General features: G+C 56.2%; 15 protein-coding genes. 10 read left to right on the forward strand and 5 right to left on the reverse strand.

What is annotated here, in order from left to right:
- Positions 1-40 precede the first annotated feature (40 nt).
- Positions 41-439 carry a hypothetical protein gene (locus AC0L7R_RS13460; RefSeq protein ID WP_473657376.1) on the forward strand — a complete coding sequence of 133 codons (399 nt, stop codon included), beginning with the start codon at positions 41-43 and terminating at the stop codon, positions 437-439.
- Positions 440-475: 36 nt separating this feature from the next.
- Here the strand turns inward: AC0L7R_RS13460 and AC0L7R_RS13465 are convergent, their stop codons facing one another.
- Both AC0L7R_RS13465 and AC0L7R_RS13470 read right to left on the reverse strand, forming a co-directional pair.
- The gene (locus AC0L7R_RS13465) at positions 476-1,183 is read right to left on the reverse strand and encodes a ThuA domain-containing protein (RefSeq protein ID WP_473657377.1); all 708 of its coding nucleotides are present in this window, start codon (positions 1,181-1,183) and stop codon (positions 476-478) included.
- The gene (locus tag AC0L7R_RS13470) at positions 1,180-1,773 is read right to left on the reverse strand and encodes a DUF2937 family protein (RefSeq protein ID WP_473657378.1); all 594 of its coding nucleotides are present in this window, start codon (positions 1,771-1,773) and stop codon (positions 1,180-1,182) included. Before AC0L7R_RS13470 ends, AC0L7R_RS13465 begins: the two co-directional genes overlap by 4 nt.
- Before the next feature lie 173 nt (positions 1,774-1,946).
- Here AC0L7R_RS13470 and AC0L7R_RS13475 point away from each other — a divergent pair, with 173 nt between their 5' ends.
- The 4 genes from AC0L7R_RS13475 to AC0L7R_RS13490 are packed head-to-tail and all read left to right on the forward strand — an operon-like array spanning position 1,947 to position 3,890.
- The gene (locus tag AC0L7R_RS13475) at positions 1,947-2,396 is read left to right on the forward strand and encodes a hypothetical protein (RefSeq protein WP_247126012.1); all 450 of its coding nucleotides are present in this window, start codon (positions 1,947-1,949) and stop codon (positions 2,394-2,396) included.
- A 3-nt stretch (positions 2,397-2,399) separates the two neighbouring features.
- Positions 2,400-2,612: a helix-turn-helix transcriptional regulator gene (locus AC0L7R_RS13480; protein WP_247126011.1), complete on the forward strand. Its 213-nt coding sequence runs from the start codon at positions 2,400-2,402 to the stop codon at positions 2,610-2,612.
- A 22-nt stretch (positions 2,613-2,634) separates the two neighbouring features.
- On the forward strand, positions 2,635-3,279 hold the full coding sequence (locus AC0L7R_RS13485) for a DUF2306 domain-containing protein (protein WP_473657379.1): 645 nt from the start codon (positions 2,635-2,637) through the stop codon (positions 3,277-3,279).
- Entirely contained in the window at positions 3,276-3,890 is a 615-nt protein-coding gene (locus AC0L7R_RS13490) for a methyltransferase domain-containing protein (RefSeq protein ID WP_473657380.1), read from the forward strand. The genes AC0L7R_RS13485 and AC0L7R_RS13490 overlap by 4 nt, the downstream gene beginning before the upstream one ends.
- On the opposite strand, the gene proS is transcribed toward AC0L7R_RS13490, so the two are convergent.
- Positions 3,887-5,224, reverse strand: coding sequence for a proline--tRNA ligase (gene proS, locus AC0L7R_RS13495; RefSeq protein ID WP_473657382.1), 1,338 nt, complete (start codon positions 5,222-5,224; stop codon positions 3,887-3,889). The two genes, AC0L7R_RS13490 and proS, sit on opposite strands and share 4 nt — an antisense overlap.
- 214 nt (positions 5,225-5,438) lie before the next feature.
- On the opposite strand from proS, the gene AC0L7R_RS13500 reads away from it, so the two are divergent.
- The 5 genes from AC0L7R_RS13500 (at position 5,439) to AC0L7R_RS13520 (ending at position 11,664) form a co-directional block, all read left to right on the forward strand.
- The gene (locus AC0L7R_RS13500) at positions 5,439-5,954 is read left to right on the forward strand and encodes a fasciclin domain-containing protein (RefSeq protein ID WP_473657383.1); all 516 of its coding nucleotides are present in this window, start codon (positions 5,439-5,441) and stop codon (positions 5,952-5,954) included.
- Between the two features lie 121 nt (positions 5,955-6,075).
- Entirely contained in the window at positions 6,076-7,134 is a 1,059-nt protein-coding gene (locus AC0L7R_RS13505; protein WP_473657385.1) for an AI-2E family transporter, read from the forward strand.
- A 3-nt stretch (positions 7,135-7,137) separates the two neighbouring features.
- Positions 7,138-7,806 carry a P-loop NTPase family protein gene (locus AC0L7R_RS13510; protein WP_247126001.1) on the forward strand — a complete coding sequence of 223 codons (669 nt, stop codon included), beginning with the start codon at positions 7,138-7,140 and terminating at the stop codon, positions 7,804-7,806.
- Positions 7,807-7,867: 61 nt separating this feature from the next.
- Positions 7,868-10,045: an RNA degradosome polyphosphate kinase gene (locus tag AC0L7R_RS13515; RefSeq protein ID WP_473657386.1), complete on the forward strand. Its 2,178-nt coding sequence runs from the start codon at positions 7,868-7,870 to the stop codon at positions 10,043-10,045.
- 68 nt (positions 10,046-10,113) lie between these two features.
- A complete protein-coding gene (locus tag AC0L7R_RS13520) occupies positions 10,114-11,664 on the forward strand; it encodes a Ppx/GppA phosphatase family protein (RefSeq protein WP_473657388.1) in 1,551 nt (516 codons plus the stop codon).
- A gap of 4 nt (positions 11,665-11,668) precedes the next feature.
- Here AC0L7R_RS13520 and AC0L7R_RS13525 read toward each other — a convergent pair whose 3' ends face one another.
- Positions 11,669-12,043, reverse strand: a complete 375-nt coding sequence (locus AC0L7R_RS13525; protein WP_473657389.1) for a hypothetical protein — start codon at positions 12,041-12,043, stop codon at positions 11,669-11,671.
- A 36-nt stretch (positions 12,044-12,079) separates the two neighbouring features.
- Positions 12,080-13,090, reverse strand: a complete 1,011-nt coding sequence (locus AC0L7R_RS13530; RefSeq protein WP_473660423.1) for an endonuclease/exonuclease/phosphatase family protein — start codon at positions 13,088-13,090, stop codon at positions 12,080-12,082.
- Between the last annotated feature and the right edge of the window lie 4 nt (positions 13,091-13,094).

Here is a 13,094-nt window from a genome sequence, read left to right on the forward strand (position 1 = left end):
TGTAGGGCGATCCGGTCAATTGCAAGAAAGGAAATTGCAGATGCTATCGGAAACAACATTCCGGCGGATTTACCGGATAGGATCGTGGTACGATTTGATCGTCACATGGCCGCTCGCCACGCCGATCACGTTGGCCATGTTGTGGGCAACCATGGGCAGCATTCACACTCAATTCGGGCTCGCACCCTTACCCACACTGGACACCTACGCGGTCCTTTTCGCTAATATGGCTGGCACGGTTGTCCTGATCTGGACCGTGTTGCGGATCAGGTGGGACGACTTACGACTAGCGCGTTACGATGCCGTCGGGCGTTTCGCGTTTTCAACGTGGATGATCGTGGCACTTAGCAACGGGGGCAGCCCAATTCTGTACGGGTTTCTGGCATTCGAAGTGACGTTCGGCGTTCTACAGGCATTGCCATATCGCCGCGACACTTAAAAAACGGCGCCCCGACCGCAAAGTCGGGGCACTACATCACCAGTGATTGCCGGCCGTTTGCAGCGGGCGAAGATCACGACCTTTCGCGGCCTCTTTACTACCAGCCGCCCAAAGCACACCGCGTTTGATCATCTCGAAGGCAGGCCCATCGGCCACAACATTCGCTTGATGGCCCAGCGCGTTGTAATAAACGCGTCCAAGCCCCCACGTCCGCGTCCAAGCCACCGGCATATCCACAGCGCCGTTCGGCGTGTGATACCAATCGACGACATCGGTGCGGGTTGTCGCGAGGACTTCGTTTGCCGGATCGACGTGCAGGTAGTATTGCTCTGTCTCGACGTCGAAATCGCCGATACCCGCAACAAGCGGATCGTCAGATGTGATCTGCACCCGATGTTTCACCCCGTCACCGCCCGGATGTGCCACCCAATTGGCCCCCGTCATGAACTGCCACAACGGCACCCCGCGAAACGCGTCACACATCCCCCCATGACAGCCTGCCAGACCTGTGCCATGCGCAACGGCTTCTGACACGTTGGTCGCGGCATCACGGCTGATATCGCTCATGGTCCAGACCGGAATTATCAGGTCGTAAGTCTTCAATTTGTCCGGATCGTCGAAGCAATCAAGGCTGTCGGTGACGTCAGGCATGCCGCCAGCGTCCGTGATAATGGACCGGAAAATTTCGGCGACTTTATCTGGTTCGTGGCCATCCCAGCCGCCCCATGTGATCAATGCTTTCAAGGTCTTGTCTCCCCCATCAGGCGCGGTGCCTGGCTTACATTTTGGTGTGGTCGCCGGATCGGTGGATCGCGGCGAATTGAAACTTGATCGGGTTTTGCGGATGTCGTCCGGCGACGGCGGAAGGGCAGCGCAAGCAGCGCCAGGATGGCCCCCAAGCCAGCCCAACCACCTAGAAACCCAGCAGCGGCAGACGTCAGCCCCGCAGTCGTTATCGGCACAGCGGGCGCGAAATCAGCCCACGTGTTGCGCAGAATTTCCGCATCGTTCACCCGATGGAACAGGGCCAGACGCTCCATCTCTGTCGCGCTGCGCAGTTGGCTCAGCGCTGTCGTCAACGCTGTATGCCGCGCAAATGTCGTTTGCATATCCGCTTGGCGGGCATCCAGAAATGCAGTGCCGGACAATTGCGCCAAAGCCTGCGATCGCGTCAGCCCAGCGTCCAACGCAGACTGGTCAAAATCCGCGACGACCACATCCAACGCATCAACTTGTCCGGCTAGACGCTGGACATATTGCTGTGCAAATTCAGGATATTGGGACAAAACAGCTGCCCCGCAAAGTCCTGCACATAATGAAAGGACGCGGATCATCTATCCGCCCAACGGGTATGGGAAAGTGTCATGTTTGCCTGCCTGTATTTTTGAAAACTTTACCATGAAAATCAGATTCGGGGAGATCGATTTTGGGGTGACGTGTCTGGTATTATTGACTCAGTGTAAAAGATATTATACTTTGAGTACAGAATCATTAACCCGAGGCCACCATGTCCCACGAAGAACGCAATACCTTTGCAGGCATCATCACCAGCCTGATTGTCATCCTTTATTTCGGCAGCAAAATCCGCAGTAACTGGGGTGCTGGTCTTTACGACGGGCCGAACGGCGCAAGCGTTTGGGCGCAAGATGTTTTGTGGATGATCCCGGTCTGCATCGTTTTGATGATTGCCCTGACAATCGCGTTCAATATCTTGCACGCGATCATCACGAACACGCCGAACCCCAGCTCTCTCACCGACGAACGCGACACCATGATCGGACGACGGGGGTCCATTGCAACGATGATCGTCGCCAGCATGGGTTTTATCGCAGCCCTGATCGGCATGGCGATGGGCTGGACGGCGCTGGGTGGTCTCAACATGATCTTGGTCAGCTTCGCGGTGGCTGATTTGGTCGGGAACGTGACCAAGGTCGCGGCCTACCGGTTTGGCATCTAAAACATGGCCAAGTCGCATATCACCAATACGATCCGCAAATGCCGCTTTGACGCGGATGAAATGACCCAGAAAGCCTTAGCCGAAAAGGTCGGCGTCACCCGCCAAACCATCATGGCCATCGAGAACGCAAAATATTCACCGACGTTAGAACTCGCGTTCCAGATCGCGGCTGTCTTTGGCAAAAACCTAGACGAAATTTTTAAGTACGACCCTTAGTCAACCAACAAAGGTTATTCCTATGAAACGCATTCTTGTGCGCCCTATTGTGGTGCCGTTGGTACTGTTTTTGATCAGCGGCATGACAATTCTTTTCGCGTCAATCCAAGCTGTTCAAATCCCAACAGGCACCCTGCCCGCAGAAAGCGCACGGATCGCCACTGCACCAATCAGTCACTTTGTCCATGTGGTCGGCGGGATCGTCTTTGGTGTGTTGGGCCCAATTCAATTTGGCCGCGTTTTGGCCCGCAAATTCGGCAAGCTTCACCGCATCATGGGCCGCGTTTTCGTCTTGGCAGGCGCATGTCTGGCACTCAGTTCGCTGAGCCTATTGGGGTCGTTTCCCTCCGCCGCAGGCGACCTGGTGAACATAGGTCGCTTAGTATTCGGGATCGCATTGGCAATTGCATTAGGCATCGCCATGCAGGCCATCCGAGCCCGCGATATCCCGCGTCACCGCGACTGGATGATCCGCGCCTATGCGATTGGGATGGGCGCCACATTGGTGTCTGTCGCCTTCCTACCGATCTTTCTGATCACGGGAACGCCTCCGTCAGGTTTGATGTCTGACGTTATCTTTATCGGATCTTGGGCCGCGTGCATTGTGTTCGCAGAATGGATCATTCGCAGGGCGCAGCCCCGCACAACAGCAGGAGCAATCGCATGAGCCGCGACGTTACATTTTGGAACCTGATGGCCAAACGTTATGCAAAGTCCGACATCGCGGATGTCGCCGCCTACGAACGAAAACTGGCAATGACCCAAGCGGTCATGCACCCTGACATGGACGCGCTAGAATTCGGCTGCGGCACGGGATCAACCGCCGTGATCCATGCGCCATTTGTGAAACAGATGACGGGAATCGACTATTCCCGGAACATGATCGAAATCGCGCGGGCCAAGGCGGAAACGGTGCAAAACCTGCAGTTTGAAGTGTCCGAATTGGGCAATTGGCCGGCAAGCAATGCCAGCTACGATATCATTCTTGGCATGAATATTCTGCACTTACTGCCTGATCATCGCGCGGCTTTGGCCGACGTCCGACGCCTGATCAAAACGGGCGGATTTTTCGTCAGCACCACAGTTTGTCTGGGTGATATGTCCGGTATCTTGCCACGGCTGTTGCCGCTTCTTTCAGCCACAAGGCTCATCCCGAAGGTGGTGCCGATCGCGTCACACACGTTGGCTCAGGATATCCGCGACGCCGGTTTCGAAATCGTAGAGAACTGGCGGCCCGAACCGGGCCGCTCAGCTTTTATCATCGCAAAGGCGGTTTAAAGCGCCGCGTAGATCGCTTTGATCTTCGCGATTGCATCGGCGGCAGGCATTTCCTCGCTCTCGCCGGTGCGGCGCGATGTGACTTCGACAACACCGTTTTTGATGCCGCGCGGGCCAACAGTGATCCGCCATGGCAGACCGATCATATCCATAGTGCCAAACTTGGCCCCTGCACGTTCATCACGGTCATCGTAAAGCGGATCGAGACCAGCCGCGATGAACTGCTTGTACAGGTCTTCACACGCCGCGTCGCAAGCTTCATCGCCCGCACGCATGTTCAGAATACCAACGTCGAACGGTGTCACGCCTTCTGGCCAGATGATACCTTTGTCGTCGTGTGACGCTTCGATGATCGCGCCAAGCAGACGGGACACGCCGATACCGTGCGACCCCATGTGAACGTTCACCTTGCCACCCTGACCATCATCGACAGCAGCGTTCAACGCATCAGAATACTTAGTCCCGAAGTAGAAGATTTGACCAACTTCAATGCCGCGGGCTGTCTTGCGACGTTCTTCGGGCACCTCGTTGAACAACGCCTCGTCATGCGTTTCGTCGGTACGGGCATATTTCGTGGTGAATTCTTCCATCACTGCCGCACAGGCCGCTTTGTCATCAAAATCGATCTCGCGGTCGCCGAAGGTCAGGTCAGTAACGGCGCTATCGTAGAACACTTCGGATTCACCGGTTTCGGCGAGCACGAGGAATTCATGCGTATCCTCACCACCGATCGGACCGGAATCAGCCCGCATCGGGATCGCCTTCAGGCCCATGCGTTCGTATGTCCGCAGGTACGACACGAGGTGACGGTTATAGGCGTGCAGCGCATCTTCTTTTGTCAGATCAAAATTGTAGCCGTCTTTCATGTAAAATTCCCGACCACGCATCACGCCAAAACGTGGGCGGACTTCGTCGCGGAATTTCCACTGGATTTGGTACATCGTCAGCGGCAGGTCTTTGTAAGACGTGACGTTGGCGCGGAAAATGTCGGTGATCAGTTCTTCAGCCGTTGGCGTGAACAACATATCGCGGTCGTGACGGTCTTTGATCCGCAGCATTTCATCGCCGTAGGCATCATAACGCCCGCTTTCGCGCCACAGATCAGCCGACTGGATCGTTGGCATCAGCATCGCGTGGTGACCGGCCTTGGCCTGTTCTTCGTGCACGATGTTTTCGATCTTTTTCAGGACTTTGTAGCCCAATGGCAGCCAAGAATAGATACCAGCGCTGGCCTGCTTGATCATGCCTGCTTGCAGCATGTAGCGGTGCGACACGACCTGCGCCTCGCGCGGGGTTTCTTTGAGGACGGGCAGGAAGTAGCGGCTCATGCGCATGGGAGGCGACCTTTATCACGAGGGATGTTTCAGCGAACGGGTTTAAGGGCCGCACGCCAGCGTGGCAAGGTCGCGCGACGTATCTAGCGCGGTTTTGGATCAAAGATTTCACAGGTCTGACATTGTTGTCAGCCAAGTGAACCAGCCCCACAAAACCCGCGTAACCCTTATCACATGCACCAACGCATGACGGAACACTTTTAGGGGAAGAAAAATGACCGTGACCAAAACCTTCGCAATCGCCGCAGCAGCCGCACTGACCATGTTTGCAGCATCAGCCAAAGCCAACACAATCGTCGACATCGCCGCCGCGGACGACCGGTTCTCTACACTCGTCGCTGCCGTCGGCGCAGCAGGCCTTGCCGAAACGCTGTCCGGTCCGGGTCCATTCACGGTCTATGCGCCATTGAACGATGCGTTCGACGCACTGCCAGCAGGCACAGTCACCACATTGCTTCAGCCTGAAAACAAAGACCAATTGACCAACGTTCTGCTGTACCACGTAGACGACCGCGAACTGCAGGCGTCCGATTTCGCGGCTGGTTCGAACTATTACAAGCCGGTTCTGGCATCCGAACGCCTGTGCATCACCAGCCACGGTGGCGTTTCAATCGCTGACGGGACAGGCGACACAGCCAACGTCGTTGTCGCAAATATCCAAGCCAGCAACGGCGTGATCCACGTCATCGACAAAGTCCTGCTGCCGGGCACGCGCCCTGCTTGCCACTAAGCCGAATTAACGGGCTGGCCGTTTTTCGGGATGGTCAGTCCGAGACTTGAATACACGTCCAGACTTGCGCCTCCGGCCCCTTTGTCCCATTTGTTAGGGAACTAGCTGGGGATGAAGTCACATGGCGCTGAGCGTGCAACAACAAACGGTCTATTGGGGCGTCGCGACAGCGGTGTTCTGCGGTGTGTTGTGGGTCTTGGGCGACGTAATCATGCCGTTCATCCTTGGCGGGGCGATTGCATATTGCCTTGATCCGGTAGCGGACCGGCTCGAAAAAATGGGTCTTAGTCGTGTATTATCCGTCACGCTGATCACCCTCGCCGCATTCCTGATCTTCATTCTGTTGGTGCTCTTGGTCATCCCGACGCTTGTCACCCAAGCAACCGCGTTGGTCGAAGCAGCACCTGACGCGCCTGCACGTCTACGCGAATTCCTGACGACAAACTTCCCCGCCTTGCTGGACGAAGAAAGCACCATCTACAAACAGTTGCTCGCGATTGGTGAAACGATCCAAGCCAAGGGCGGCGAACTGATCAGTGGCTTGCTAAGCTCTGCCGCAGGGCTTCTGAACGTCCTTGTTTTGTTGGTCGTTGTGCCTGTTGTCGCATTCTACCTTCTGCTTGACTGGGACAACATGGTTGCCCGTATTGATGACCTGATCCCGCTGGATCACGCCGATACATTGCGCCATCTGGCCCGCGAAATTGACGGCACATTGGCGTCGTTCATTCGGGGTCAAGGCACGGTATGCCTCGTGATGGGGACGTTTTACGCGGTCGGTCTGATGTCTGTCGGACTGAACTTTGGGCTGGTCGTTGGGGCATTCGCGGGTTTGATTACATTCATCCCATACGTCGGCGCGTTGGTTGGCGGCGCATTGGCGATTGGTCTGGCCATCTTCCAGTTCTGGGGCGAATGGGGTTGGATGGCCGCTGTCGCTGCGATCTTTGCGTTGGGCCAATTCCTAGAAGGCAACATCATCACGCCGCGCCTTGTTGGCAATTCCGTGGGCCTTCATCCTGTCTGGCTGATCTTCGCATTGTCGGTTTTTGGCGCATTGTTCGGATTCGTTGGCATGCTGGTTGCCGTTCCTGTGGCGGCAATGATTGGCGTTCTGATCCGCTTCGGGATCACGAAATACAAAGAAAGCCTGCTGTACCGCGGCAAGTCAGGCGCCTAATAGATGGCAGAGCAACTTACATTCGACCTTCCGGCTGGGGTCGCGTTGACGGCTGGGGACTTTTTCGTGTCCGAAGCAAATGCTGCGGCCTACGTGCTGGTCACCCACGTCGACAGCTGGCCTGAACGTAAACTGGTTCTGACTGGCCCTGAAGGGTCCGGCAAAAGCCATCTGGCCCGTGTTTTTGCAACCAACGAAGACGCGATCATCATTCCTGCGGCGACCCTGACCGGCGAAATGACACGCCCGAAGAAACCCGTCGTGATCGAAGATATCGAAACCCTGACCGCATCGGGCGAAACGGCCCTGTTCCATCTGCATAACCATATGCGCGACGTTGGTTTGCCGCTGCTGATCACCGCCCGCAGCGCACCAACGCGTTGGAACATCGCGCTGCCCGATCTGGCAAGCCGCATGCAGGCTGCGACCCCGACTGTGATCGGTGATCCTGACGATGACCTGCTGACGGCGATCATCATGAAATTGTTCGCCGACCGTCAAATCATGCCATCCCCGAAACTGCCGTCTTATCTGACACTGCGGATTGAACGATCTTTCCGTGCTGCTGCTGAAATCGTCGAAGCGATGGATGCTGCGGCATTGACCCACAAACGGGACGTGAACGAAAAGCTGGCAGGTCAGGTCCTTGCGCAAGTAGAGGCCGAAGTCTAACCTGCAAAGATCACCGCTAAACCGTCATAAAACCATCGCTTTTCAGCTTTAAGCAGGGCCCATGATTAACGCAGACTTCCTAGAAAGCGATACGGCCGCGCCGCAATCGCTTGATCTCGATATGACCTCTGACGCGCGGTTCGTGAACCGCGAATTAAGCTGGCTTAGCTTCAACAACCGCGTGCTTGAAGAAGCCGAAAACCCGCGCGTGCCGCTGTTAGAACGCCTGCGGTTCCTATCGATTTCGGCGACCAACCTTGATGAATTCTATACCGTGCGCGTGGCAGGCCTGCGTGAATTGGCCCTTGCTGGCAACGTGACCCCGGGTTTGGACGGTCGCACGCCAGCCGAACAGTTGAAACTGATCGACGTCGATGCGCGCGCGCTATTGCACCGTCAGCAGGACGTGTTCCGGACGCTGATTGCCGAGATGGCCGAGCAAGACATGCATCTGCTCAGCCGTGCGACGATCACCGAAGACGACAAACCATTCCTGAGCGAAATGTTCTTGGATCAGGTGTTTCCGGTCCTGTCCCCTTTGGCAATCGATCCGGCGCACCCGTTCCCGTTCTTGCCGAATGAAGGGTACGCGCTGGCGCTCGATCTGGAACGCGCGAGTGACAAACGCCCGTTGCGCGCCCTGCTACCTGTGCCCGCGCAGATTGACCGTTTCATTTCGCTGCCAACCGAAAAAGGCCACCGGTTCCTGCCGCTCGAAGAACTGCTGTTGATGCATGTGGGACAGCTTTTCCCAGGCTACAAACTAAAGGGCCACGGCGCGTTCCGTGTGCTGCGTGACAGCGACCTGGAGGTCGAGGACGAAGCCGAAGATCTGGTCCGCGAATTTGAAACCGCCCTGAAACGCCGGCGTCGTGGTGAAGTCGTGCGGCTGAAAATGGCGGCGCGTGCGCCCGATACGCTCAAGGCGTTTATCATGGCCGAAATGCACCTGACGGCAGACGAAATGGTCGAGGTAAACGGGCTTATCGGCATCGCCGACCTCAAGGAACTGGTCATCGACGACCGCGCCGACCTGCTTTGGCCCGCGTTCACCCCACGCGTGCCTGAACGTGTGCAAGACCACGACGGCGACATGTTCGCAGCCATCCGCCAAAAGGACATGCTGCTGCACCATCCCTACGAAACCTTCGACATGGTCGTGCGGTTTCTGCGCCAAGCTGCTCGCGACCCTAACGTCGTTGCGATCAAGCAGACGCTGTACCGGACATCGCGCAAATCCCCGATCGTCGAGGCACTATGCGAAGCCGCCGAAGACGGCAAATCGGTCACAGCGCTCGTCGAACTCAAGGCCCGCTTCGACGAAGCTGCCAACATCCGCCAGTCGCGGCGTCTGGAACGGGCCGGCGCGCATGTCGTGTACGGCTTCCTGAACTACAAAACCCACGCCAAGATCAGCACTGTTGTGCGCCGCGAAGGCAGCAAATTGGTCACCTACACGCACTTTGGCACCGGCAATTACCACCCTATCACTGCTCGGATTTACACCGACCTTAGTCTTTTCACCTGTGACGCCAAACTTGGGCGCGACGCCACAAAAGTGTTCAACTACCTGTCTGGTTACGCCCAACCCGAAGGTCTGGAAAATCTCGCCATTTCGCCGATTGATCTGAAAAAGACATTGCTTGAACGGATCAAAGGCGAAATCGAGAACGTCAAAAACGGCAAACCCGGCGTGATCTGGGCCAAGATGAATTCACTCATCGAACGCGACGTGATTGACGCCCTGTACGAAGCGTCACAGGCAGGCGTGAAGATTGATCTGGTGATCCGCGGCATCTGTGGCCTGCGGCCCGGCGTGATTGGATTGTCCGAAAATATCCGTGTGAAATCAATTGTCGGGCGTTTTCTGGAACATTCCCGGATTGTTTGTTTCGGAAACGGTCACAAGCTGCCGTCGAAAAAGGCCGCTGTGTTCATTTCCTCTGCCGATTGGATGAGCCGGAACTTGAACCGCCGTGTCGAAACACTGGTCGAAATCAAGAACAACACCGTTAAAGCCCAAATCGTCAGTCAGATTATGGCAGCAAACCTTCATGATGTGGCGCAAAGCTGGGTCATGGGGCCGGAAGGCGATTTCACTCGTCCTATCATCCCCGATGGCGAATTTGCGTTTAACTGCCACCGCTTCTTCATGGAAAATCCGTCGCTGTCAGGGCGCGGATCAGCGGGTGCATCCGACGTGCCACAGTTGACGCATACCGAAGAAGACCCAGCTTAACCTTCGCTGTGAATTGACATGCGGGGCATGCCTGTCACAAGGTCGTTCTACGAATAAGGGGAGACACCATGCTGGGACCTGACAGCTCTGACGACGCCATCGACTGGGGCGGATTTGGCAGACCTTTATTCGAAGATGCAGCCGCCATGGGACTTGGCCGCGTTGGCGTGATCGACGTTGGGTCCAACTCTGTCCGGATGGTTGTGTTTGATGGCGCAGCGCGGTCGCCCGCCTATTTTTACAACGAAAAAATCATGTGCGGCTTGGGCGCAGGCCTGTCGGAATCCGGACGTCTGAACCCCGAAGGCCGCGTTCGTGCCTTATCCGCCATCCGCCGCTTCGCCGCATTGGCCGAAGGCATGGGCATTACCCCGCTGACAGCCGTCGCTACAGCAGCGGTACGCGAAGCATCCGATGGCCGCGATTTCCGCGATGAAGTTGAACGCAAAACAGGTATCAAAATCTGGATCATTGATGGGCGTGAAGAAGCACGTTTGTCAGCCCAAGGTGTCTTGCTCGGCTGGCCCGGATCATACGGTCTGGTTTGTGACATTGGCGGGTCGTCCTTGGAACTAGCCGATCTCGCCGAAGGGCGCGTTGGCCGACGTGTGACATCCCCGCTTGGTCCGCTGAAACTGCGAGATATCAAAGGCGGCAAGAAAGCGAAAAAAGCCCACATCAACGAAGTCATGACCCAATTGCACGCGGAAATGGGCACGCCCAAAGCGATGCGTCTCTTTCTGGTCGGTGGATCATGGCGGGCCATTGCGCGGATCGATATGGAACGGCGCGGTCATCCGCTGACCGTACTGCATGAATACCGGATGACAGCGCGTCAGGTGTCGAAAACAGCGGATTACATCGCCAAATCCGACCTGCAGGAATTGCGGGCGAAATGCCATATCTCCGACAGCCGGATGTCGCTGGTGCCGTTGGCCATTCTCGTTTTGAAATCACTGGTCCGCAAATTCAAACCCAAAGACATCGCCATTTCATCCTATGGCATCCGCGAAGGGATGCTGTACGAACAAATGCCGCGCGAACTGCGCGAACGTGATCCATTGATCGAGGCTTGTCGTTTTGCCGAAAGCAAAGATGCGCGCCTGCCCGGCTTTGGTCGTATCCTGTACGACTTCGTCAAGCCATTGTTTCCACGCGCAAATTGGCAACGCAAACGGATCATTAAGGCTGCCTGCTTGCTGCATGATGTCAGTTGGCGTGCGCACCCGGATTATCGCGCAGAGGTGACGTTCGACAACGCGACCCGCGCCAATCTTGGTGGGTTGAAGCACTACGAACGGGTCTTCATGGGCTTGGCTTTGATGTATCGCTACACGTCGAAACCCGGCGGCGGGCGGTTTAGTGATCTGATCGACATGCTGGATGATCGGCAAATCAAGGACGCCGAAATCCTTGGGCGGGCCATGCGTTTGGGGGCCATGTTGTGGGTCGATGGCAAACAGGACCCCGGCACGCTCAAGTGGAAACCAAAGTCAGGCGAATTGCATCTAAGGCTGACCAAAGACGCAGAACCGTTGTTCGGTGAAGTCGCCGAGGCTCGATTTAATGCACTCGCAACGGCGCTGAACGGCACGGGCAAGGTCAAGTTCGCGAAATAGCCCGCTAAAGTTCGATGTCCTCAGGCAGTTCAGGCGTAAATTCCGGCGCGTCATCGCGTCTGCGAATAATAATGTCCCCGTTCGGCAGAAACTCTGGCGCCTGATACTGGGTGATATCGTCGATCTGATCCAACAGGTCGGCAAAGGCAGGCCCCATTTGATCCGTCAGCATTTGCATCCGCGGCCCCATCTCTTCGGCGAGGTCCTGTAGATCATCCAATGCGGGTTCCATTTCCGTCAAAAGCCCGCGCAACAACAACTTGGCCCCCTCTTCCATCAGACTCACGCCATCATCTTCGGGTGCGGGCGCATCGGTTTGCGCAGCAAGCGGGCTTGCGGCAAGGGACAGGGCGAAAACGGGGATCAATATCTGTTTCATGCCTATAATATAGGGACACGATGCCGGTTTTCCAAATCAAAGCGCCAGGTCAAGCGTGACAGGAAAATGGTCAGACGCAGCAAGCAAGGCTTCGCGCAACGGCAAATTGTCATAGCAGGCGGGGTGATCAAAAGGGTGCCAAATCTGCCAGTTTGGATCCATTTTGCACAGGTCCGGTGACACCATAACGTAATCCAAAAGCGCGTTCAGATAAGTCCCGTTGCGCTGCTTGAACCGCGACGTCGCAGGGGCTACGCCGATCCGGCGTCCAAGAACAAGCGCCGCGTGCGGATCATATAGCGGGGCTGCGTTTTCTTCCCCCAGCACAATTTCGATACTTGAACGGCCAAACAGCTTTTCGAATTCATCCAGCCCCGGACCATCATTAAAATCGCCCATCACGATCAGGTCGTCGCCAGCATCAAGGTGTTGGTTCACCCGCTGCCGCAGCCAGATACATTGCGCGAGCTGTTTGCGGCGGTTCTGAATGGAAATCCGTGCAGCTTCCGCATCATTGCGCGCACCATGCGGGGCCTTTGATTTCGCGTGCACACCTATGAAACGAAACGCTTTTTCTTCGACCTTCGCTGCAATTTCCAGCGGCGGTTTTGACCACCTGACCACATCAAGCGCCGCGTCAGAATCAAGGTCGACGCGCAATTCGGCATCAAAACGCGGTGCAGGACTTTCGACATCCAGATCGCCGATCGGATCATGCACCGCCGTAATCACATCGGGATCGTAGAGAAACGCAATTTCCTGCTGCGTATCATTTGTAAACCCGATGACGGCGTTGCGTGCCCGCAACCCAAAATGCGCAGCAAATGTTTCCAGCGCAGTGACACCGTCGCGGTTACGGCTACTGTCAGGCGCTTCGATGATCATGATGCCATCGGCATCCATCGCCTGAAACACCAGCCCCAGCGCCGCTGTTTGTTGGGCGCGCGTAACATCCCACCGCCCCGACCATTCGTCGGAATTATGCAAAGCACCCGCATCATCGAACAAGGTGTTGAACCATTCCACGTTATAAGTGGCGATGCGCAGTTGC

It is taken from the genome of Yoonia sp. D2-7, from assembly GCF_055809435.1.

Bases quoted from the DNA above. Each gene is read 5' to 3' on its own strand.
- AC0L7R_RS13525 (WP_473657389.1), bottom strand. From the start codon at position 12,043: ATGAAACAGATATTGATCCCCGTTTTCGCCCTGTCCCTTGCCGCAAGC.
- AC0L7R_RS13460 (WP_473657376.1), top strand. From the start codon at position 41: ATGCTATCGGAAACAACATTCCGGCGGATTTACCGGATAGGATCGTGG.
- AC0L7R_RS13480 (WP_247126011.1), top strand. From the start codon at position 2,400: ATGGCCAAGTCGCATATCACCAATACGATCCGCAAATGCCGCTTTGAC.
- AC0L7R_RS13510 (WP_247126001.1), top strand. From the start codon at position 7,138: ATGGCAGAGCAACTTACATTCGACCTTCCGGCTGGGGTCGCGTTGACG.
- AC0L7R_RS13505 (WP_473657385.1), top strand. From the start codon at position 6,076: ATGGCGCTGAGCGTGCAACAACAAACGGTCTATTGGGGCGTCGCGACA.
- proS (WP_473657382.1), bottom strand. From the start codon at position 5,224: ATGCGCATGAGCCGCTACTTCCTGCCCGTCCTCAAAGAAACCCCGCGC.
- AC0L7R_RS13515 (WP_473657386.1), top strand. From the start codon at position 7,868: ATGATTAACGCAGACTTCCTAGAAAGCGATACGGCCGCGCCGCAATCG.
- AC0L7R_RS13470 (WP_473657378.1), bottom strand. From the start codon at position 1,773: ATGATCCGCGTCCTTTCATTATGTGCAGGACTTTGCGGGGCAGCTGTT.
- AC0L7R_RS13490 (WP_473657380.1), top strand. From the start codon at position 3,276: ATGAGCCGCGACGTTACATTTTGGAACCTGATGGCCAAACGTTATGCA.
- AC0L7R_RS13500 (WP_473657383.1), top strand. From the start codon at position 5,439: ATGACCGTGACCAAAACCTTCGCAATCGCCGCAGCAGCCGCACTGACC.
- AC0L7R_RS13520 (WP_473657388.1), top strand. From the start codon at position 10,114: ATGCTGGGACCTGACAGCTCTGACGACGCCATCGACTGGGGCGGATTT.
- AC0L7R_RS13475 (WP_247126012.1), top strand. From the start codon at position 1,947: ATGTCCCACGAAGAACGCAATACCTTTGCAGGCATCATCACCAGCCTG.
- AC0L7R_RS13485 (WP_473657379.1), top strand. From the start codon at position 2,635: ATGAAACGCATTCTTGTGCGCCCTATTGTGGTGCCGTTGGTACTGTTT.